Source organism: Mesorhizobium sp. USDA 4413 (genome assembly GCF_056280365.1).
In genome coordinates, this window is sequence record NZ_JBVPRP010000001.1 from 107,710 (window position 1) to 126,251 (window position 18,542).

Genomic DNA, 18,542 nt, shown 5'->3' on the forward strand with positions numbered 1-18,542 from the left:
GGATGGCGATTCAACGAAACGTTATCCTGCTCTAGGCGAGCAGAAAACCCAGCGTGATCGCCAGTTGGGCAGCGTAATAAAGCACCCAGACCGCGTAGCGCATCCACAGGCGCTGCGGCGAGATCGCCGCGAGCAGGAAGCGCTCGGCCGCCAGCAGCCCGTCCGAGGCGACGAACAGCACCGCGCCGGCGATCACCCAGCGGTTCTCCGTAGTGAGCGCCGAAACGCCCATGGCGAGGATGGCCGCGACATAGACGGCCACCGGAATGCGCAGTTGCGGGCCGACGCGGCGCCAGAGCGCGGCAAGCATGACGATGCTGAATACGGCCATGGCGAGCGCGATCGCGCCCCGCCAGGATTGGGCGGTCAACAGCCCGAGCCCGCCGCCCGCCTGCGCGAACAGCACGACATAGGCGATGTGGCCGGCGAGAAAGCTCGCCAGCCCGCCGAGAAAGGCCTTTTCGCCGTCGCGCGACAGGAAGGCGTCGCCGGCCGCGCTGAGCGCCAGCGCCGCGACGAGCAGCGCCGGACCACCCTGCGTGGCGGCAAGCACCGCCAGCAAAGCCACGGCAAGCGTCTTTGCCGCCGTGCGCGTCCATTTCGGCGGCATGTCGAGCGCAAAAAGGTAGATCACGGTCGCGACGAACGAGAACAAAAGCGTCGCGTTGGCGTTCGCCTCGATGCCGCCCGGAAACGGCATCATGCATTGACCTCTTTTGCCGCCGGCTTGCGCATCAGCAGCGACTTCGCCGCAAGCGCGGCGCCGCCGGTGATGAGCAAGCAGGCAGCGAGGATGCGCAGCGACGGCTCGGCGACGCCGGCAGCGATCAGCACCAGCGTTGATAGGAGCGGGGCGGCGTAACTCGCCGCGCCCAGCACCTGGATGTTGCCGCGCTTGACGCCGATGTCCCAGGCGTAGAAGGCCGCGCCAACCGGCATCAGGCCGAGCCCGATGACGGCCAGCCACTGTCCAGGACCATCCGGCAGCACGGTCTTCTCAAGCAGAAAATGGCAGACCAGCGACAGCACCGACGTCGCCGCGCAGAACCAGGTGACGATCGAGGTCGGCACCGATGGGAAACGTCGCGACAGAAGTGAATAGGACGACCACAGCAGCGCGCAGACGGCCGCCATCGCGTAGCCGAAGGCATAGCGCGCATCGAAGGCCAGCGCGCCGCCCTTGGTGACGATCAGGAAGGTGCCGGCTAGGCCGAGCAGCGCGCCGACGACATGGTTCCAGGCAAGCCGCTCACCCGGCATCAGCGCCGAGCCGAGCACGATCAGCAGCGGCCACAGATAGGCGATCAGGCTCGCCTCGACCGCCGGCGCGTTGCGCAGCGCCGTGAAGTAGAAGAAGTGGTAGCCGAACAGCCCAGCTATACCGATCACCCAGACTTGGCGAGGGATTTTCCGGTTTCTGTCGGCAGGCGTCACCAGCCGCGCCGCCAGCCCGACGCAGGTGCCGATGGCGAAGGTGATGGCCGACAACAGGAACGGCGGCACCTGCCCCGAAGCGTCGGTGAGCAGCGCCAGCAACGCCCACATGGCGACCGCCGAAAACCCGATCAGTGTTGCGCGCGCCATATCTCCCCCGCCGGCGCGCGACGGCGCCTGACCTAATTTACCGCTTCGAACCGTCTTGCGCTGATGGTCAGCGGACCGATCTGGGTCCCGACCGTGGCGCGGATCGGCGCATATACGCCGGATTGGCCGACCGGTGCAAACGTCACCAGCATGCGGCTCTTGTTCTTGAGGAAGTTCAGCGCCTTGCGGCCCTTGCGATAGCCCGCGACCGGCTCGAAGCCCATCTTGCAAGTCACCGTGTCGCCCTTGTAGCCCGGCACCGAGATCGAACCCTTGGAGGCATAGGTCAAGCTCAGGTCGGCGCGCATCTCGCCGTCATAGAATTTGACCGTGCGTCCGCAGACTTTGTCCAGGCTGTCGGCATGGATGACGGTCGCGGCCATCGGATCGAGCACCGATTTCAGGTCTCCGGGACCGATCGGCACCCAGCTCTTCGGGTCGCGCTTGCCTGGAGCGGGAACCACTTGCGTTGAGGTGACCGCCCCGTTGCTGAAGCGGATGTCGACCATCGAGGCCTTTTTGCCGGACGTATAATCGGCCCTGAACACCCGCGGCTGCATCTGCTTGCCGGAAATCGTGCCTTTCGAGGAAATCGTGCCTTTCGTGTCGTCGAAGAGCTTGCCGAGGCCGGCGGCGGAGACGGTGCCGTCGATGGCATAGCTGTCGCCTTCGTAGCGGCTGGAAAAGGTCGCCCTGGCGATCGAAAGGCCGAGATAGGACACCGTATATTCGCCCTTGAAGGATTGCGGCGCCGCGGCGGCGAAGCCTGTTGTCGACGCGGCAAGGGCAAGCAGGGTGGCGAATGCATGAGATGGACGGAGCATGGCGGCTGGCGAATCCCTGGCGGTTGGCCGGAACGCAGAGGCTCCAGCCTGGCATATCCCTTCGCGAAGGGCTTATAGTTTGAAATCCGGCCTTTATATGGAGCGCGACCGACAGCCGGCGATGCGCCGGAGCTTGACGCAATGGCGAAATGCCACTATGGAACGCCAACTTTTCCAAAGGCCGCCTGACCGACACCGCGCGCCGCCTGGCGCGGGCAGAATGGTTTGGCAGGTTTAGAAACTGAAGGTTAGACAAGATGTCCCGCACCTGCGAACTCACTGCCAAGGCAGTCCAGACCGGCAACAATGTGAGCCACGCCAACAACAAGACCAAGCGTCGCTTCCTGCCGAACCTGGTCAATGTGACGCTCATTTCCGAAGCGCTGAACCAGAATGTTCGCCTGCGCATTTCGGCCAACGCGCTGCGTTCGGTCGAGCATCGCGGCGGCCTCGACGCCTTCCTGGTCAAGGCCGACGTCAAGGAACTGTCGCAGCGTGCCCGCCTGCTGAAGAAGCAGATCGCCAAGAAGCTGGCCGAGCAGTCGGCCGCTTAAGCACCTCTCAGGCGGGGGACGACCGCCTCGGGCGCCGGCCGGGCGGTGCCCGGAGTAAGAGCGAGCGTCGGCATGACGCTCGGCTGGTTCCATTACCCAGGATAAAAAAATGAATTTCCTGACCCGATATCTGCCCTTCGTGGCCGCCATGGCGCTTGTCGTCGTGGCCTCCAATATCCTCGTGCAGTTCCCGATGCAGGGCGAGATCGGCGGCCTGTCGCTCGCCGACCTGCTCACCTGGGGCGCCTTCACCTATCCCTTCTCCTTCCTGGTCACCGACCTCGCCAACCGCCGCTATGGCCCGGCCGTGGCGCGCAAGGTGGTGTTCGTCGGCTTCATGACCGCGGTGACCTGCTCTATCCTGGTCCCGCCCTTCCTGTTCCGCCATGGCCTGATCGAGTTCGAGACCGCCGCCGACCGGCTGGTGCGCATCGCCGCCGCTTCAGGCGCCGCTTTCCTCACCGCGCAATTGCTCGACGTCACCGTCTTCAACCGGCTGCGCCGGCAGAGCTGGTGGCGCGCGCCCATCGTCGGCACGCTGGTCGGCTCGGTGTTCGACACGGTCGTCTTCTTCGGTGTCGCCTTCTCCGCCGCTTTCGCCTTTGCCGGCCCCAATGACAGCTTCGCGCTGGAGAACGCGCCCCTGATGGGCGTGCTGCCGGTCGAGGCGATGCGTTGGGTTTCCTGGGCGCTTGGCGATCTTTCGGTCAAGCTCATCATTGCCGTCGTGGCGCTGATACCCTACCGGCTGCTTGCTGCGCGCTGGAGCCAGCCGGCGGTCGCGGTCGGAGCATGATTGCAGCCAGTGTAATCAGGTCATGATCCCCTGGGTTCAGCTTGATTCCGCCCGAACGCCCGATGGCGCACAGGAGCTGCGCCTTAAACAGCGCGGCACTGAATTTTCGATCATGCTCGGCAACAATGAGCTGATGAACAGCCGTCTCAGCGGCTCCGAGGAGGCTCTCGCCAGGCTTTCCTGCGAGCGGATCGCCGGCCGCAAGCGGCCGAACCTCCTCATCGGCGGGCTCGGCATGGGCTTCACCTTGCGCGCCGCCCTCGCCGCGCTCGATGGCGACGCAACCATCACCGTCGCCGAACTCGTCCCCGCGGTCGTCGCCTGGGCACGCGGCCCGATGGCGAAAATCTTCGACGGCTGCCTCGACGACCCTCGCGTCACCATCCGCGAGGCCGATGTCGGCCAATTGATAAGGTCGCAGAACGCCGCCTGGGGCGCTATCCTGCTCGACGTCGACAACGGTCCCGAAGGCATCGTCTATAAGGGCAATGACACGCTCTATGGCGCGGCCGGCCTGGCGGCCGCGCGCGCCGCCTTGACGCCGGACGGCGTCTTGGCCGTCTGGTCGCAGGGGCCGGACAGCGGCTTCACCCGGCGGCTGAAACAGGCCGGCTTCGCGGTCGAGGAGATCAACACGCGGGCCAACGGCAAGCGCGGCGCCCGCCACGTCATCTGGATTGCGACCAACCGGCCCTGACGCTTTCAGCCACAGCCGCTGCTGCTTTACGCTTTGTTACGGCCGATGATGCAGGATCACGGAAATCTCCAGAGTGGGTTCGCCGTTTCACGGACGGCGAACCCACTCTATCTCACTGTTTTCTAAGGCCTCGCGACCAGCATGACCGTGCAAGGCACCGGTTGGAAAAACGATCTCCTGCTTGCGTTGAGCGCCACGCTGGTGGTGCTGGCGATCAACGCGGTTTCCGGCTTCCCCACCCTTGCGGATTACGGCGCCGACAATGACAGCATGCTGCGCCTGGTCGAGGTCCGCGACCTGCTCGGCGGCCAAAGCTGGTTCGATCTCCATCAATACAGGATGGGCACCTCGGGCGGCTTCGTCATGCACTGGTCGCGGCTGGTCGACACGCCCCTTGCGCTCATCATCATGGCTTTCGATGCGCTGGGCGCCGGCACCGCCACCGCCGAACGGGCGGCGCAGATCATCTGGCCGACCCTGCTCTACGGGCTGACCATTTTCGTGCTGATGCGCGCCTCGCAGCGCTTCGCCGCTACGAATGTAGGGATGCCGGCGGTCATTCTGTCGACCGCGGCGCTGTTCTTCCTGGTGATCTACAGCCCGGGTGTGATCGATCACCACAACGTCCAGCTGCTGCTGACGGCGGCCAGCCTCTGGCTCCTGATGGAAGCGCCCTCCGGGCGGCCGGCTGCGCTTCTGTCGGGCATTTGCGCGGGCCTGACGCTCGCTGTCGGCATGGAAACCGCCCCCTATGTTGCGGTGCTCGGCATCTGTGCCGCTGTCCTGTTCATCCTCGACGGCAAGGAGCGCGCAACGGCGAGAGGCTTCGGCCTCGGATTTGCCGGCATCGCCTCGCTGGTCTTCGTGGCGACCATCCGGCCGGCCGACTGGGGCGTGGCTCAATGCGACGCCTTCTCATCCTTCCAATTCGCGGTAGCAGCGCTGTCCGGCTTCGGCCTGGCGATCGCCGCGTCGTTGACCGCGTCGACCGCCCGGGCGCGGCTGGTTTCCATACTGGCGCTGACGGCGGTGGTCGCAGCCGCCGTGACAGCATTTTTCCCGCAATGTCTGGCATTGCCCTATGCGGGCATGGACGAGCGCATCCGCACCTATTGGCTGGCCGACGTGGTCGAAGCGCAGCCCTTCTGGAGCGTCGCCATCCACCAGCCGAAGCTGATGGCGACGCGCTATGTCACGCCCTTCATCGCGATCCTGCTGATCGGCTTTCAGTTGCAAAGCCGTGGCCTGCGCCGCGAGGAAATTCTCGCCGCCATCCTGCTCCTCGTCGCCTTCGGCGTCAGCCTCTGGCAGGTGCGCGGCTCGACCTTCTCCGTCGCCTTCGCCGTGCTGCCGCTCTCGGCCTGGATCGCGAAAATCCGCCTGCGGGCGGACGCTGCGCCCTCATGGCGCCTTTCCACCGGCATCGTCATGGCGTGGCTGGTCTCGCTCAACGCGACCTGGGCCGGGGTCGCGGTGGCGGCGCAATCCATGGTCCAGAAGGCGCCGCAGCGGATCAATTCCGATCCCGACCATGCGGTCACTTGCGGCAGGCCGGGCGACTTCCGCGATCTTGCCGCCATGCCGTCGACGACGGTGCTTGCCTCGTCCAATCTCGGCTCGGGAATATTGATGTTTACGGGCCATCGGGCATTGGCCGGCCCTTACCACCGCAATGTCGGCGGCAATTTGGCCATGCTCGACGCGTTCATGGGAGCGCCGGACGCTGCCCGCGCCGTCATCGAGCGCGAGCATGTCGGGCTGATCGCGATCTGCCGCGGCAACACGGAAGAGATATCGCTGGGCCTGGACGCGCCGAGTGGCCTTGCCGCGGCGTTGCTGCGGGGCGACCCGCCGACATGGCTCGAACTGGACCAGTCTACCGCTGGAAAGCCGATCGAGATCTACAAGGTCCGTTGAATATCGGCTTGCGGCCATATCAGCATCGTCGGCCGCACGCTTTGCAAAGCGCTCGTTTTGCGCCGATGCAATATGCCCTCATGATTTAGAAAACCGCGATCGAGATCAATCGGGTGGGTCGTTGCAATCCAGCCTGTGCTTTGGTTAGCATTTCGCTCGGGCAGCGATATATGTATTCAAGCAATTTGGATTCGGGGTTTTAGGGAGAAGGTATCCATGACGGCCATAAATAGTGCGTTGGCGCCTGCGTCAGCCGCACAAACGCTGCAGCATGTTGTCTCGCACATGGTGGACGCCGTGAACCGCGCCGCCTTTGTGGAAAAGCCGTTCTGGCATCTTGAGATGACGGATGTCTTTCCGGCGGACCTCTATCTGCGCATGCGCGCCGCCATGCCCGAGGCGCGCGAATATCGTGCGCTCAAGGGGCGCAACAATGTGAACATCAAGGCTGACGGAACCGCGACGCGGATCAAGATCGACCTCTACCCCGAATATATCCGCCACCTGCCTGGCGAGAAACGGGCCGTCTGGGCCTTGGTCGGCAAGGCATTGCATGCGCCGGAACTGAAAGACGCCTTCATGCGCCGCCTTGCCCCGGGCCTGGAGCGGCGGTTCGGCTCGGATTTCATGAAGGTCGGCATGTATCCGGTGCCGATGCTGACGCGCGACGTGGCGGGCTACAAGATCGGCTTCCACACCGACACGAAATGGAAGGGCATCACGGTCCAGTTCTATCTGCCGGAGGACGAGTCGATCAACCATATCGGCACCCGCTTCGCCGAGCGCATGCCGGACGGGCGTTTCGAGAATTCGCACCGGATGTCGTTTTCGCCGAATACCGGCTACGCCTTTGCGGTCGGCACCGACACCTGGCATGCGGTCGACACGGTCGGACCGGAAGTCCGCACCCGCGACAGCATCCTTCACACCTATTTCGTGGACAACACCGCGACGCTCAAGATCCGCAACCGGAGCAAGCGGGCGGCCAATTTCGTGATGAACGAAGTCCGCCACATCGGCCGGTAACGCAATTCCAGAACCGTTTTTCCGAGCGGCAGGCGGCGCCCGCCGTCCTCAGTCCTGGTGCAGGATAAATTCCAGATAGAGGTTGCGCTGCAGGATCGAGTGGTTGTCGTCGGATACCAGCGACACCATCAGCGCGCCGTCGTCGCGCGTCCAGACGTCCAGCCCTTCCATATTGTCGATCTGGTAGCCCATGTCGGCCTCCATCAGCACCGGCCCGTCGGCGACCGCGCCCCTTTCGACGCTTTCGCCGTAGATGCGCCGCAGCCGCATCTTCACTCCGCGCGCGATCGAGAAACTGCGCTCCAGGAGCAGCAGATCGCCGTCCGGCAGGAAGGCGCCGTCGGTTATGTCGAATTCGCCGTCGCGCTTGACGGTGAAGACGCCCTTATGCGGTCCCCCGATGACGGCGGCGTAGACATTGCCGGCTTCGTCGAGGCTCCTCTCCGAGACCACGACCAGGCTGCCCGCGTGCTGCCCATAGGGATTGGCGTGGGTGACCGTCTCGAAGCCGCGGTTCTGGCGCAGCTCCTGGGCGGGGATCAGGTAATCGAGCTGCCTGACCGGAGCCTTCATATTGTCGGGATCGATCTTGAACTGGGCGACGCGCTGGTCGCGCTCGAAGCCGACGGTGGCGATGCCGTCCTTGACCGCAAGCCCCTCCGCGTCGACTTCCCATTTCTTGTCGATCGGCCGGCCCGAGGCGTCGACCATCTGCTGCATGCGGAAATTCTTGACGCCCGACGGTCGCCTGCCGGCGTCATGCGTGATCGTGCCGAAGAACCAGAAGCCGGTGTCGGCGACGCCGATGAAATCGCCGCCCGGCTTCAGAAAGCGAAAGGCCGACAGCGCGCCGAAATCGCGCGTAGGCGAGGTCATCTCCAGCCCGCCGACGAATTCGAGCGGCCCGAACCGCGTCTCGTCATGGCCGACATGGAACTGGCTGATCGGCCGCGCCGAAATCTCGACCGTCTCGACGGGAGCTCCCAGGCCAGCAATTGCTGGCGAGGCGCAGGCCAGCATGCAGGCGAAAAGCGTCCGCCGCGCACGCCGCCCCGAAAAGATCATCCGGCGCGCCGCAAGCCGCCGCGCCGCGTGTCGCGCGCGCTTTCCTCGCCGAATAGCGAGGCAAGCTGCTCCGTCATGGCGCCGGCCAGTTCCTCCGCATCGACGATGGTGACGGCGCGGCGATAATAGCGCGTGACGTCATGGCCGATCCCGATCGCCAGCAGCTCGACCGGCGAGCGCGTCTCGATCAGCTCGATGACCGCCCGCAGATGCCGCTCCAGATAATTGCCCGGATTGACCGAGAGCGTGGAATCGTCGACCGGCGCACCGTCCGAGATCATCATCAGGATCTTGCGCTGCTCCGGCCGGCCGATCAGTCGGTTATGCGCCCAAAGCAGCGCCTCGCCGTCGATGTTTTCCTTGAGCAGGCCCTCGCGCATCATCAGCCCGAGATTGCGCCGCGCGCGCCGCCACGGATGGTCGGCGGATTTGTAGATGATGTGGCGCAGGTCGTTGAGCCGGCCGGGATTCGGCGGCTTGCCGTCCTTCAGCCATTTCTCGCGCGCCTGCCCGCCTTTCCACGCCCGCGTGGTGAAACCGAGGATTTCCACCGAAACGCCGCAGCGCTCCAGCGTGCGCGCCAGGATGTCGGCGCAGGTCGCAGCAACCGTGATCGGACGCCCGCGCATGGAGCCCGAATTGTCGAGCACCAGCGACACCACCGTGTCGCGGAACTTGGTATCGCGCTCCTGCTTGAAGGACAGCGGCTGCATCGGATCGATGACGACACGCACCAGGCGCGCCGGATCGAGATAGCCTTCCTCGAGGTCGAAATCCCAGGAGCGGTTCTGCTGCGCCATCAGCCGGCGCTGCAGCCGGTTGGCGAGCCGCCCGACGACGCCCGAAAGATTGGCGAGCTGCTTGTCGAGGAAGGCGCGCAGCCGGTCGAGCTCCTCTTCCTCGCAAAGGTCCTCGGCGCCGACCGTCTCGTCGAAGGCGGTGGTGAAGACCTTGTAGTCGATCTCCTTTGGCAGGTTGAGGAACGGATTGTCGTTGCGCTTGGCCTCGCCCGGCGTCTCGGCGTCGGAATCATCCTCGTCGGACAAGTCGTCCGAGGTGGCGTCGGTCGCTTCCGTCTCGGCCGACTCTTCCTCGTCGGCGGAGGCTTCGGCATCTTCCGACTGCGACTGCTCGGAGCCTGAATCCTCCTCGCCGCCTTCCTCGCTCTGTTCCTCGCCCTGCTGCTCGTTCTCTTCGTTTTCCTCGGAATCGTCGGTTTCCTGGTCGTCGCCGAGCTCCTCGGCCATTTCCATGGAAACCAGCATGTCGCGCACGACGCGGGCAAAGGCCTGCTGATCCTCGAGCTTGGCCGACAGGCCGTCGAGATCGGCGCTGGCCTTCTCCTCGATCCAGGGACGCCAGAGGTCGACCAGCCGCTCGCCGCTCTTGGGCGCGGGACGTCCGGTGAGCTTTTCGCGCACCATCAGCGCGACCGCCTCTTCGAGCGGCGCGTCCGCCTTGTCCCTGACATCGACAAGGTTCGCCTTGGCGTATTTGTCCTCGAGCATCGAGCCGATATTGTCGGCCACGCCCTGCATGGCGCGACTGCCGATCGCCTCGACGCGGGCCTGCTCGACGGCATCGAAGATGGACCGCGCGAGCTTGCCTTCCGGCGCCAGCTTGTTGTGGATGCGCTGATCGTGGCAGGCGCGCTTCAGCGCCATGGAATCGCCGATGCCGCGTGTGATCGCGATGTCGTTGCGGGACGCTTTCTTGGGCAGTTCGGGCAGGCGCGCGCGATTTCCCGCCAGAGCCGGCCGGTCCTTGGCGAAGCCGACCTCGAGGTCCTTGTCGCCGGCGACGGCGCGCATGCACACCGTCACGGCGCGCTTGAAGCTGTCGGCTTCAGAACCCGTCTTCGGCTTGTTGCGCGTGTTGTCGCCCGGACCCGCCATTGATCATTCCCTGCGCGTTTTCATGCTGGAAGGCTGGAGGCCTTTCAGCAGCGCGCCTAACCCAGCACCACGTTGGCGGCGCTTTCCGGCAGATCCTCGCCGAAGGCGCGCTGGTAGAACTCGGCTACCACCGAACGCTCCAGCTCGTCGCATTTGTTGAGGAAGGTCAGCCGGAACGCCATGCCGATATCGCCGAAGATCTCGGCGTTCTCGGCCCAGGTGATGACCGTACGCGGGCTCATCACGGTCGACAGGTCGCCATTGATGAAGGCCGAGCGCGTCATGTCGGCGACGCGCACCATCTTGTTGACGATGTCCTTGCCCTTGTTGTCGCGATAGTGCTTGGCCTTGGCCAGCACGATGTTCACTTCATTGTCGTGCGGCAGGTAATTCAGCGTGGTGACGATCGACCAGCGGTCCATCTGCGCCTGGTTGATCTGCTGCGTGCCGTGATAGAGGCCGGTGGTGTCGCCGAGACCGACCGTGTTGGCGGTGGCGAACAGGCGGAAGGCAGGGTGCGGACGAATGACGCGGCTCTGGTCGAGCAGCGTGAGCCGGCCCGACGATTCCAGCACGCGCTGGATGACGAACATCACGTCCGGACGGCCGGCGTCATATTCGTCGAAGCAGAGCGCGACATTGTGCTGATAGGCCCAGGGCAGGATGCCGTCGCGGAATTCGGTGACCTGCAGGCCTTCCTTGACGACGATGGCGTCCTTGCCGACGAGATCGATACGGCTGACATGGCTGTCGAGGTTGACGCGCACGCAGGGCCAGTTGAGCCGCGCCGCCACCTGCTCGATATGGGTCGACTTGCCGGTGCCGTGATAGCCCGACACCATGACGCGGCGGTTGTAGGCAAAACCCGCGAGGATCGCCAGCGTCGTCGCCTTGTCGAACAGATAATCCGGGTCGATGTCCGGCACGTGCTCGGTCGCCGCCGAATAGGCAGGGACGACCATCTTGGACTCGAAGCCGAATTTCTCCTTCACCGACACCGTCGTGTCGGGCAGGTTGGCGATGTCGCGATCGACCTTGTTCATCTCTATCAACGTCTCCACGGGCGAAACGCCGCGTTTCGCCGGCAATCGATTTTGTCCGGGGGCGGTCTTAGAGCCTTTTCCAACCTTATGAAAGTTGGAAAACGACACGGACCGTAGGGCCGCTCAGCACAATCCTGCTTGCTTGAGCACGCGATAGGCCTGCAGCACATCGCGGAACCGGTCTTCCGAACCTCTGTCGCCACCATTCGCATCCGGATGGTGGCGCTTAACGAGTTCCTTATAGCGCGCCTTGATGTCCTGGCCAGTCGCCTTTGTGTCAAGGCCAAGCGTTTCCAGCGCTTTGGCCTCAAGCGGCTTTGCCTTGCGCTCGCGCGGCTCGCGCGCCCCTGAGCCGAACAGATTGAAGGGATCGCGCATGCGGTTGTAGTAGCCGGCACGACCCGAACGCTGCTGCGCGAAATCCGGCGCCGAGCGCGTTCCGCCGCCATTGGCGCCCATGCGCCATGTCGGCCGGTGGCCGGTCAGCGCCTCTTTCTGGAAGCGCGCGATCTCGCTGTCCGACACGCCGGAGAAGTAGTTGAAGCCCTTGTTGTATTCGCGCACATGCTCGAAGCAGAAGCGGAAATATTCACCCTCCTTGAGGCGCCCGACCGGCGCGCGATGTGTACCGGCCTCGTTGCAGCCGTCCCACTGGCAGATCGGGGCGCGCGACTTCAGCTCCGCGTCCTTCTCCGGCCGGATTCGAATTTTCTCGAAATATTTGGGATACGCTTTCATCTCCCCCATTTATGGGCCGTTCGCATGTGCGAAACAAGAATTGACATTTCGCCGATGATCGCCCTAACCGCTGAATCGCGGCTTAAAAAGCGGTCGAATTCAAGATTTTGCGGCTGTGCCGCAGATAGGTTGCGGCTACACCGTCATGTGGGAAAAGGAAGCCCGGATGTCCATACAGTCGACGATGGAAAACAAGCTGAAAGCGGCGTTTTCGCCAGAAAGGCTCGCCGTCATCAATGAAAGCCACCTTCACGCAGGCCATCACCATGTCGAGCACGGCCACGAGGCCCACTTCGACGGCACCGGCGAAACGCATTTCCGCGTCCGGGTCGTCTCGGCCGCCTTTGCCGGCATGAGCCGCGTCGACCGTCACCGCGCCGTCAACGAACTGCTTGCCGACGAATTGAAAGCCGGCGTGCATGCGCTGGCGATCGAGCCGGCCGCGCCCGGCGAGAAGACGCGCTGGTAAGCGCTCACCCGACGGTCGCCCTGAGAAACGCCATCGCTGCCGCGGTCAAGGCGTCGCCGTCCTTGCCGAAATCGCCATTGATCGACATGTGCGTATAGGCGCTGCCGTCGAACAGCGTAACCTTGGTTCCCGTGGCGCGCAGGCGTTTCGCGAAAGCTTGCGACCCTTCGCCTCGCCCGGGTGCACGCGAATAGGCGATGAAGGTCGGCGGATGCTTCCTGCCGTCGACATAGCTCGCCGGCGACAGCGCGGTCCATTGCGCGGGATCGGAGAAGGCGCGCGCATAGGCGCGAACCATGCCGCCACTCCTGGAGAGCGCGGTAAGATCATAGGCTCGGGTGTCGTCGAGGATCAGCCCTGCGACGCCGGGCAGTCCTCCTCGCATGCCGGTCAGCGCAACCAGATGGCAGCCGGCCGAATGGCCCATGCCGACGATGCTGTTCGGGTCGCCGCCATACCGGGCGATATTGGCGCGCACACAGGCATAGGCCTTTTCGACGTCGCTGGCCTGGCTCGCGACATCGGCTTGCGGCAACATGCGGTAATCGATCGAGACGAAGAGGAAACCGTTGGCAAGCAGGAAGCCCGGCTTGGCGCCGACCTGGCTGCGGTCGCCGAACCGCCAGGCGCCGCCATGGACGAAGAAGACCACCGGCAGGTTCTTCGCGCCGTCCGCGGCATAGATGTCGAGCTTGGCCGGACCGTAGTCGCGGGTTTGCGGTTCCGGCTGGCTTGGACGCCCAGCGGCTGACGCACCTGCCGGCAAAAGCGCCACCAAGGATGCCACGATGAAGCTGCGTCGATCGATCATCGCCGTCTTTGGACAGGTTGCGCCGCGAGGGGCACGGATGCTAGCCGCGCCTCGTTACGGACCAAAAATGATAACTTTCGGTGCGAAAACAAATCCACTCCTTGACCGTCCGCTGGCAATCACCACGTATGTTCACAGGCGAGCACTTTCGGCCGCGTCGGGGTATCAACCGAGGTCAATGCCAGATTGCATGCGCTATCCTTCACAGTGAGGGAACCAACAGTGCTTTCCGGCAGTTGATGCAGCGATGAGCCGATTGGCAGCCCATCGGCTCCGAGGCAAAGCATCATGCGCGAGAACCAATCAGACGTCTTCGACCTTTTTTCGGAGATTTATTCCAACGCGGCCCAGGAAGAGATCAGCCTGCAGCAATATTTGCTGGCCTGCCGCGAAGACAGATCCATGTACGCTTCGGCGCCCGAACGCATGGTCGAGGCGATCGGCGAGCCGAATCTCATCGATACCAGCAAGGACGAGCGGCTCGGCCGCATTTTCTCCAACCGCACCATCAAGATCTATCCCTCTTTCTCCGACTTCTACGGAATGGAGGACACGATCGAGCGCATCGCCGGATATTTCCGCTATGCCTCGCAAGGGCTCGAGGAGCGTAAGCAGATCCTCTATCTTCTTGGCCCGGTCGGCGGCGGCAAGTCCTCGCTTGCCGAACGGCTGAAGAAGCTGATGGAAGAGCGCCCGATCTACACGCTCAAGGTCGGCAACCAGATCAGCCCGATCTTCGAATCGCCGCTCGGTCTTTTCCATCCCGATCGCATGGGCGATCTGCTGGAAGACAAATACGGCATCGCCCGCCGCCGCCTGAACGGGTTGATCTCGCCCTGGGCGGCCAAGCGTCTAGACGAACTGTCGGGCGACATCTCCAAATTCAGCGTGGTCAGGCTGATGCCGTCGCGGCTGCGCCAGATCGCCATCGCCAAGACCGAGCCCGGCGACGAGAACAATCAGGACGTCTCGGCCTTGGTCGGCAAGGTCGACATCAGGCAATTGGAGAATTTTAGCCAGTCCGATCCGGACGCCTATTCCTACAGCGGCGGCCTCAACCGGACGACGCAAGGGCTGCTCGAATTCGTCGAGATGTTCAAGGCGCCGATCAAGGTCCTGCATCCGTTGCTGACCGCAACCCAGGAAGGCAGCTACAACGGCACCGAGAATTTCGGCGCTTTCCCCTATCAGGGTATCGTGGTCGCCCATTCCAACGAATCGGAATGGCAGCAGTTCAAGAACAACAAGAACAACGAGGCCTTCCTCGACCGCATCCTCGTGGTCAAGGTCCCCTACTGCCTGCGCGTCACCGAGGAACGGCATATCTACGAGAAGCTGCTGCGCGAGAGCGAGCTGGCGAACAGCCCTTGCGCGCCGGAGGTGCTGGACATCCTCAGCCGCTTCACCGTCTCGACCCGCCTTGCCGAGCACGAGAACTCGCCGCTTTACACGAAGATGCGCGCGTATGACGGCGAGAACCTCAAGGAGGTCGATCCGAAGGCGAAGTCGGTCCAGGAATATCGCGACGCCGCCGGCGTCGACGAAGGCATGACCGGGGTCAGCACCCGCTTCGCCTTCAAGATCCTGTCGCAGACCTTCAACTACGATACCAAGGAGGTCGCCGCCGACCCCGTGCACCTGATGTACATCCTCGAGGAGGCGATCAAGCGCGAACAATTTCCGAAGGAAACGGAAGCCGCCTATCTGGAGTTCATCAAGTCTGAACTCGCGACGCGTTATGCCGAGTTCATCGGCCACGAGATCCAGAAGGCCTATCTGGAATCCTACAGCGAGTACGGCCAGAATCTCTTCGACCGCTACATCGCCTACGCCGATGCCTGGATCGAGGATCAGGACTACAAGGACCCCGATACCGGCCAGATCCTCAACCGCGAGGTTCTCGACAAGGAATTGTCGCAGGTCGAGAAACCCGCCGGCATCGCCAATCCCAAGGACTTCCGCAACGAAGTGGTCAAATTCACCTTGCGCGCGCGGGCGCGCAACCATGGCCGCAACCCCTCCTGGACGAGCTATGAAAAGCTTCGCGAGGTCATCGAGAAGCGCATGTTCGGCCAGGTCGAGGACCTGTTGCCGGTGATCAGCTTCGGCTCCAAGCAGGACAGCGTCACGGAGAAGCGGCACAATGAATTCGTGCAGCGCATGGTGGAGCGCGGCTATACCCAACGGCAGGTGCGACGGCTGGTCGACTGGTACATGCGCGTGAATAAGGCGGGATGAGCAAAGCGGACGGTTCCATGCCGATCTTCATCGACCGCCGCCTGAACCCGAAGGACAAAAGCCTGGGCAACCGCCAGCGCTTCCTCAGGCGTGCCCGCGAGGAGCTCAAGCGCAGCATCCGCGACCAGGTCCGCACCGGCGGCATCGCCGAAGTCGACCGCGAGCATGCCGTGCCGATGCCTCGCAAAGGCACCGGCGAGCCGACCTTCGGCGACGACAAGGCAAGCGGCCGGCGCCAGCACATCCTGCCGGGCAACAGGACGTTCAGTCCCGGCGATCTGATCTCCAAGCCGGGCGGCGGCGGAGGCTACGGGTCGGCCCCGGGTACCAGGGAATCCGAAGACGACTTCCGTTTCGTGCTGTCGCGCGAGGAAGTGCTCGACCTCTTCTTCGAGGATCTCGAACTGCCCGATCTGGTCAAGCTCAACCTCAAGCAGATATTGAGCTTCAAGCCGCGACGGGCAGGTTTCACGGCAAGCGGGGCGCCGACCAACATCAATGTCGGGCGCACGATGCGCAACAGCCATGGGCGGCGCATCGCGCTGAGACGCCCCAAACAGGAGGAGCTCGACGCGATCGCCCGCCAGATTGCCGAACTGGAAGCAAAGCCGGCAAGTGCTGCGGTGAGCGAACGCATCGCCGCCCTGCGCGAGGCGTTCGAGCGGCTTGAGCGCCGGCGCAGGCGCATTGCCTATGTCGACCCGGTCGACATCCGCTTCAATCGCTTCGATCCCCAGCCCGTGCCCAATGCGAATGCGGTCATGTTCTGCCTGATGGACGTCTCCGGCTCGATGGGAGAGCGCGAGAAGGACCTGGCCAAACGCTTCTTCGTGCTGCTGCATCTGTTCCTGACGCGCCGCTACGAACGCATCGAGGTGGTCTTCATCCGCCATACCCACGAAGCCAAGGAGGTGGACGAGCATACATTCTTTTATCACACCGAAAGCGGCGGCACGGTCGTCTCAACCGCGCTCGAGGAAATGCACCGCATCATCGAAGAACGCTATCCGGTCGCCGAATGGAATATTTACGCCGCCCAGGCCTCCGACGGCGACAATTTCGCCACCGACTCCGAGCGCTGCATAGAACTGCTCGACCGCAAGCTCATGCGGCTTTGCCAGTATTTCGCCTATGTGGAGATCATCGACGAGCGGGAAAGCCATATTTTCGGCTCGACCGAGAACGGGACGTCGCTCTGGCGCGCCTACAATGCCGTCGACGGGAAATGGCCGAACTTCCAGATGAGGCGCATCGCCGCGCCGGCCGACATATACCCGGTCTTCCGACAGCTCTTCGCCAGGCAGCCTGATCTGCGCAAGAGCGCTTGAGGGCCTCGGAAATGGTCAACCAGGCGCGCAAGTCCGAACTGCTGTTTTCCGGGTCGGACTGGGATTTCAAGAAACTGTCCCGGGCTTATGAAGAGATCGAGGCGATCGGCCTCGAGGAGCTTCGCCTCGACATCTACCCGGTGCAGATGGAGGTCATCTCTTCAGAGCAGATGCTCGACGCCTATTCCTCGGTCGGCATGCCGCTGATGTACCGGCACTGGTCGTTCGGCAAGCGCTTCCTCTACGATGAGCTTCTCTACCGCAAGGGCGCGCGCGGTCTGGCCTATGAGCTCGTCATCAATTCCAACCCCTGCATCGTCTATCTCATGGAAGAGAACACCATGGCTCTGCAGGCCCTGGTGACCGCCCATGCCGCGCTTGGGCACAACCATTTCTTCAAGAACAATCATCTCTTCCAGCAATGGACCGACGCCGGCGGCATTTTGAGCTATCTGGATTTTGCCAAGAGCTACATCGCCCGATGCGAGGAAAGGCACGGCCTGGCCGCTGTCGAGGCGATTCTGGATTCGGCCCACGCGCTGATGGAGCAGGGCGTGTTCCGCTACCATCGGCCGCCGAAACTGTCATCGGAGCAACAGCGCGAAGGGCTGCGCGAGCGCCTCGAATATGAGGAGCGCTCCTTCAACGATCTGTGGCGGACGCTGCCGCCCTCGCAGGGAAAGAGCAAGCCTGAAGCAGGGGAAGACAACCTTGCCGAGAGGAAGAAATCGCTCAATCTGCCGGAGGAAAACCTGCTCTATTTCCTCGAGAAGAACAGCCTCGTCCTTGAGCCCTGGCAGCGCGAGATCGTCAGGATTGTGCGTGTCATCGCGCAATATTTCTACCCCCAGCGGCAAACCCAGGTGATGAACGAAGGCTGCGCCACCTTCGTCCACTACACGCTCATGAACACGCTTTTCGATCGTGGCCGCATCAGCGAAGGCGCCATGCTCGAGATCTTGCGCAACCACTCGAACGTGGTCTTTCAGCCGTCTTATGACGATCCTCGCTTTTCCGGCATCAATCCCTATGCGCTCGGTCTCGACATGATGCAGGACATCCAGCGCATCTCTACCGCGCCGACCGCCGAGGACCGCGACTGGTTTCCCGACATCGCCGGCCGCGGCGACTGGCGCGACACGCTGCTCGACGCCTGGGCAAATCACCGCGACGAATCTTTCATCCGCCAGTATCTGAGCCCGGCGCTGATCCGCAAATGGCGGCTCTTCGTGCTGGCCGACGGCGCCGACGAGCCGCATTACGAAGTCGCCTCCATCCACAATGAGCGTGGCTATGCCAAGATACGGTCGGCTCTGGCGCAAAGCTACGACATCGGAGCCAGCCGTCCCGACATCCAGGTGGTCGATGTCGACCTTCTGGGCGACCGCCACCTGCGGCTCCAGCACACGGTGAAGGACGGCGTCATGCTCGAGGCCGAAAGCCGCGACGCGACATTGCGCCATGTCCGCAACCTCTGGGGCTACGACGTCAGCCTGGCCGCTATCGACGGCGGAACCGGCGCGATGCTCAGCGAGCGCTGGACCAAGGAACTTTGAG

The 18,542-nt window shown here is 63.5% G+C and carries 17 protein-coding genes; 9 read left to right on the forward strand and 8 right to left on the reverse strand.

Annotation, left to right across the window (positions count from 1 at the left end):
- Window positions 1-31 precede the first annotated feature (31 nt).
- The 3 genes from ACVMIM_RS00545 to ACVMIM_RS00555 are packed head-to-tail and all read right to left on the reverse strand — an operon-like array spanning window position 32 to window position 2,408.
- The gene (locus tag ACVMIM_RS00545; protein ID WP_476109745.1) at window positions 32-703 is read right to left on the reverse strand and encodes a lysoplasmalogenase family protein; all 672 of its coding nucleotides are present in this window, start codon (window positions 701-703) and stop codon (window positions 32-34) included.
- Window positions 700-1,584 (reverse strand): aromatic amino acid exporter YddG, encoded by an 885-nt coding sequence (gene yddG, locus ACVMIM_RS00550; protein ID WP_476109747.1) that lies wholly within the window; start codon window positions 1,582-1,584, stop codon window positions 700-702. The genes ACVMIM_RS00545 and yddG overlap by 4 nt, the downstream gene beginning before the upstream one ends.
- Before the next feature lie 32 nt (window positions 1,585-1,616).
- Entirely contained in the window at window positions 1,617-2,408 is a 792-nt protein-coding gene (locus ACVMIM_RS00555; protein ID WP_476109749.1) for a DUF3108 domain-containing protein, read from the reverse strand.
- A 257-nt stretch (window positions 2,409-2,665) separates the two neighbouring features.
- On the opposite strand from ACVMIM_RS00555, the gene rpmB reads away from it, so the two are divergent.
- The 5 genes from rpmB (at window position 2,666) to ACVMIM_RS00580 (ending at window position 7,398) form a co-directional block, all read left to right on the forward strand.
- Window positions 2,666-2,962 (forward strand): 50S ribosomal protein L28, encoded by a 297-nt coding sequence (rpmB, locus tag ACVMIM_RS00560; RefSeq protein ID WP_040989302.1) that lies wholly within the window; start codon window positions 2,666-2,668, stop codon window positions 2,960-2,962.
- 109 nt (window positions 2,963-3,071) lie between these two features.
- Window positions 3,072-3,758 (forward strand): queuosine precursor transporter, encoded by a 687-nt coding sequence (locus ACVMIM_RS00565; protein ID WP_476109751.1) that lies wholly within the window; start codon window positions 3,072-3,074, stop codon window positions 3,756-3,758.
- A gap of 22 nt (window positions 3,759-3,780) precedes the next feature.
- Window positions 3,781-4,455 carry a hypothetical protein gene (locus ACVMIM_RS00570; RefSeq protein WP_476109752.1) on the forward strand — a complete coding sequence of 225 codons (675 nt, stop codon included), beginning with the start codon at window positions 3,781-3,783 and terminating at the stop codon, window positions 4,453-4,455.
- Window positions 4,456-4,596: 141 nt separating this feature from the next.
- Entirely contained in the window at window positions 4,597-6,372 is a 1,776-nt protein-coding gene (locus tag ACVMIM_RS00575; RefSeq protein ID WP_476109754.1) for a GtrA family protein, read from the forward strand.
- A gap of 216 nt (window positions 6,373-6,588) precedes the next feature.
- A complete protein-coding gene (locus ACVMIM_RS00580; RefSeq protein WP_476109756.1) occupies window positions 6,589-7,398 on the forward strand; it encodes a hypothetical protein in 810 nt (269 codons plus the stop codon).
- A 48-nt stretch (window positions 7,399-7,446) separates the two neighbouring features.
- Here the strand turns inward: ACVMIM_RS00580 and ACVMIM_RS00585 are convergent, their stop codons facing one another.
- The 4 genes from ACVMIM_RS00585 to ACVMIM_RS00600 all read right to left on the reverse strand — a co-directional run bounded on the left by ACVMIM_RS00585 (window position 7,447) and on the right by ACVMIM_RS00600 (window position 12,148).
- Complete coding sequence (locus ACVMIM_RS00585; protein ID WP_476109758.1) at window positions 7,447-8,463, reverse strand: esterase-like activity of phytase family protein; 1,017 nt, start codon at window positions 8,461-8,463, stop codon at window positions 7,447-7,449.
- Window positions 8,460-10,358, reverse strand: coding sequence for a cobaltochelatase subunit CobT (gene cobT / locus ACVMIM_RS00590; protein ID WP_476109760.1), 1,899 nt, complete (start codon window positions 10,356-10,358; stop codon window positions 8,460-8,462). The genes ACVMIM_RS00585 and cobT overlap by 4 nt, the downstream gene beginning before the upstream one ends.
- A gap of 56 nt (window positions 10,359-10,414) precedes the next feature.
- A complete protein-coding gene (gene cobS, locus ACVMIM_RS00595; RefSeq protein ID WP_041000295.1) occupies window positions 10,415-11,401 on the reverse strand; it encodes a cobaltochelatase subunit CobS in 987 nt (328 codons plus the stop codon).
- A gap of 123 nt (window positions 11,402-11,524) precedes the next feature.
- Window positions 11,525-12,148 (reverse strand): J domain-containing protein, encoded by a 624-nt coding sequence (locus tag ACVMIM_RS00600; RefSeq protein ID WP_040989310.1) that lies wholly within the window; start codon window positions 12,146-12,148, stop codon window positions 11,525-11,527.
- 157 nt (window positions 12,149-12,305) lie between these two features.
- Here ACVMIM_RS00600 and ACVMIM_RS00605 point away from each other — a divergent pair, with 157 nt between their 5' ends.
- A complete protein-coding gene (locus ACVMIM_RS00605) occupies window positions 12,306-12,608 on the forward strand; it encodes a BolA family protein (RefSeq protein WP_278051378.1) in 303 nt (100 codons plus the stop codon).
- Window positions 12,609-12,612: 4 nt separating this feature from the next.
- Here ACVMIM_RS00605 and ACVMIM_RS00610 read toward each other — a convergent pair whose 3' ends face one another.
- A complete protein-coding gene (locus ACVMIM_RS00610; protein ID WP_476109762.1) occupies window positions 12,613-13,419 on the reverse strand; it encodes an alpha/beta hydrolase in 807 nt (268 codons plus the stop codon).
- Window positions 13,420-13,707: 288 nt separating this feature from the next.
- On the opposite strand from ACVMIM_RS00610, the gene ACVMIM_RS00615 reads away from it, so the two are divergent.
- The 3 genes from ACVMIM_RS00615 to ACVMIM_RS00625 are packed head-to-tail and all read left to right on the forward strand — an operon-like array spanning window position 13,708 to window position 18,541.
- Window positions 13,708-15,657 (forward strand): PrkA family serine protein kinase, encoded by a 1,950-nt coding sequence (locus ACVMIM_RS00615; protein ID WP_476109763.1) that lies wholly within the window; start codon window positions 13,708-13,710, stop codon window positions 15,655-15,657.
- A gap of 17 nt (window positions 15,658-15,674) precedes the next feature.
- Window positions 15,675-16,985, forward strand: a complete 1,311-nt coding sequence (locus ACVMIM_RS00620) for a YeaH/YhbH family protein (protein ID WP_476117052.1) — start codon at window positions 15,675-15,677, stop codon at window positions 16,983-16,985.
- Between the two features lie 11 nt (window positions 16,986-16,996).
- Entirely contained in the window at window positions 16,997-18,541 is a 1,545-nt protein-coding gene (locus ACVMIM_RS00625) for a SpoVR family protein (RefSeq protein WP_476117054.1), read from the forward strand.
- The last annotated feature ends 1 nt before the right edge of the window (window position 18,542 follow it).

Coding starts and splice junctions, on each gene's coding strand:
- ACVMIM_RS00565 (WP_476109751.1), top strand. CDS start 3,072: ATGAATTTCCTGACCCGATATCTGCCCTTCGTGGCCGCCATGGCGCTT.
- rpmB (WP_040989302.1), top strand. CDS start 2,666: ATGTCCCGCACCTGCGAACTCACTGCCAAGGCAGTCCAGACCGGCAAC.
- ACVMIM_RS00610 (WP_476109762.1), bottom strand. CDS start 13,419: ATGATCGATCGACGCAGCTTCATCGTGGCATCCTTGGTGGCGCTTTTG.
- ACVMIM_RS00570 (WP_476109752.1), top strand. CDS start 3,781: ATGATCCCCTGGGTTCAGCTTGATTCCGCCCGAACGCCCGATGGCGCA.
- ACVMIM_RS00575 (WP_476109754.1), top strand. CDS start 4,597: ATGACCGTGCAAGGCACCGGTTGGAAAAACGATCTCCTGCTTGCGTTG.
- ACVMIM_RS00615 (WP_476109763.1), top strand. CDS start 13,708: ATGCGCGAGAACCAATCAGACGTCTTCGACCTTTTTTCGGAGATTTAT.
- ACVMIM_RS00580 (WP_476109756.1), top strand. CDS start 6,589: ATGACGGCCATAAATAGTGCGTTGGCGCCTGCGTCAGCCGCACAAACG.
- ACVMIM_RS00555 (WP_476109749.1), bottom strand. CDS start 2,408: ATGCTCCGTCCATCTCATGCATTCGCCACCCTGCTTGCCCTTGCCGCG.
- ACVMIM_RS00585 (WP_476109758.1), bottom strand. CDS start 8,463: ATGATCTTTTCGGGGCGGCGTGCGCGGCGGACGCTTTTCGCCTGCATG.
- yddG (WP_476109747.1), bottom strand. CDS start 1,584: ATGGCGCGCGCAACACTGATCGGGTTTTCGGCGGTCGCCATGTGGGCG.
- cobS (WP_041000295.1), bottom strand. CDS start 11,401: ATGAACAAGGTCGATCGCGACATCGCCAACCTGCCCGACACGACGGTG.
- cobT (WP_476109760.1), bottom strand. CDS start 10,358: ATGGCGGGTCCGGGCGACAACACGCGCAACAAGCCGAAGACGGGTTCT.
- ACVMIM_RS00625 (WP_476117054.1), top strand. CDS start 16,997: ATGGTCAACCAGGCGCGCAAGTCCGAACTGCTGTTTTCCGGGTCGGAC.
- ACVMIM_RS00605 (WP_278051378.1), top strand. CDS start 12,306: ATGTCCATACAGTCGACGATGGAAAACAAGCTGAAAGCGGCGTTTTCG.
- ACVMIM_RS00600 (WP_040989310.1), bottom strand. CDS start 12,148: ATGGGGGAGATGAAAGCGTATCCCAAATATTTCGAGAAAATTCGAATC.
- ACVMIM_RS00545 (WP_476109745.1), bottom strand. CDS start 703: ATGATGCCGTTTCCGGGCGGCATCGAGGCGAACGCCAACGCGACGCTT.
- ACVMIM_RS00620 (WP_476117052.1), top strand. CDS start 15,675: ATGCCGATCTTCATCGACCGCCGCCTGAACCCGAAGGACAAAAGCCTG.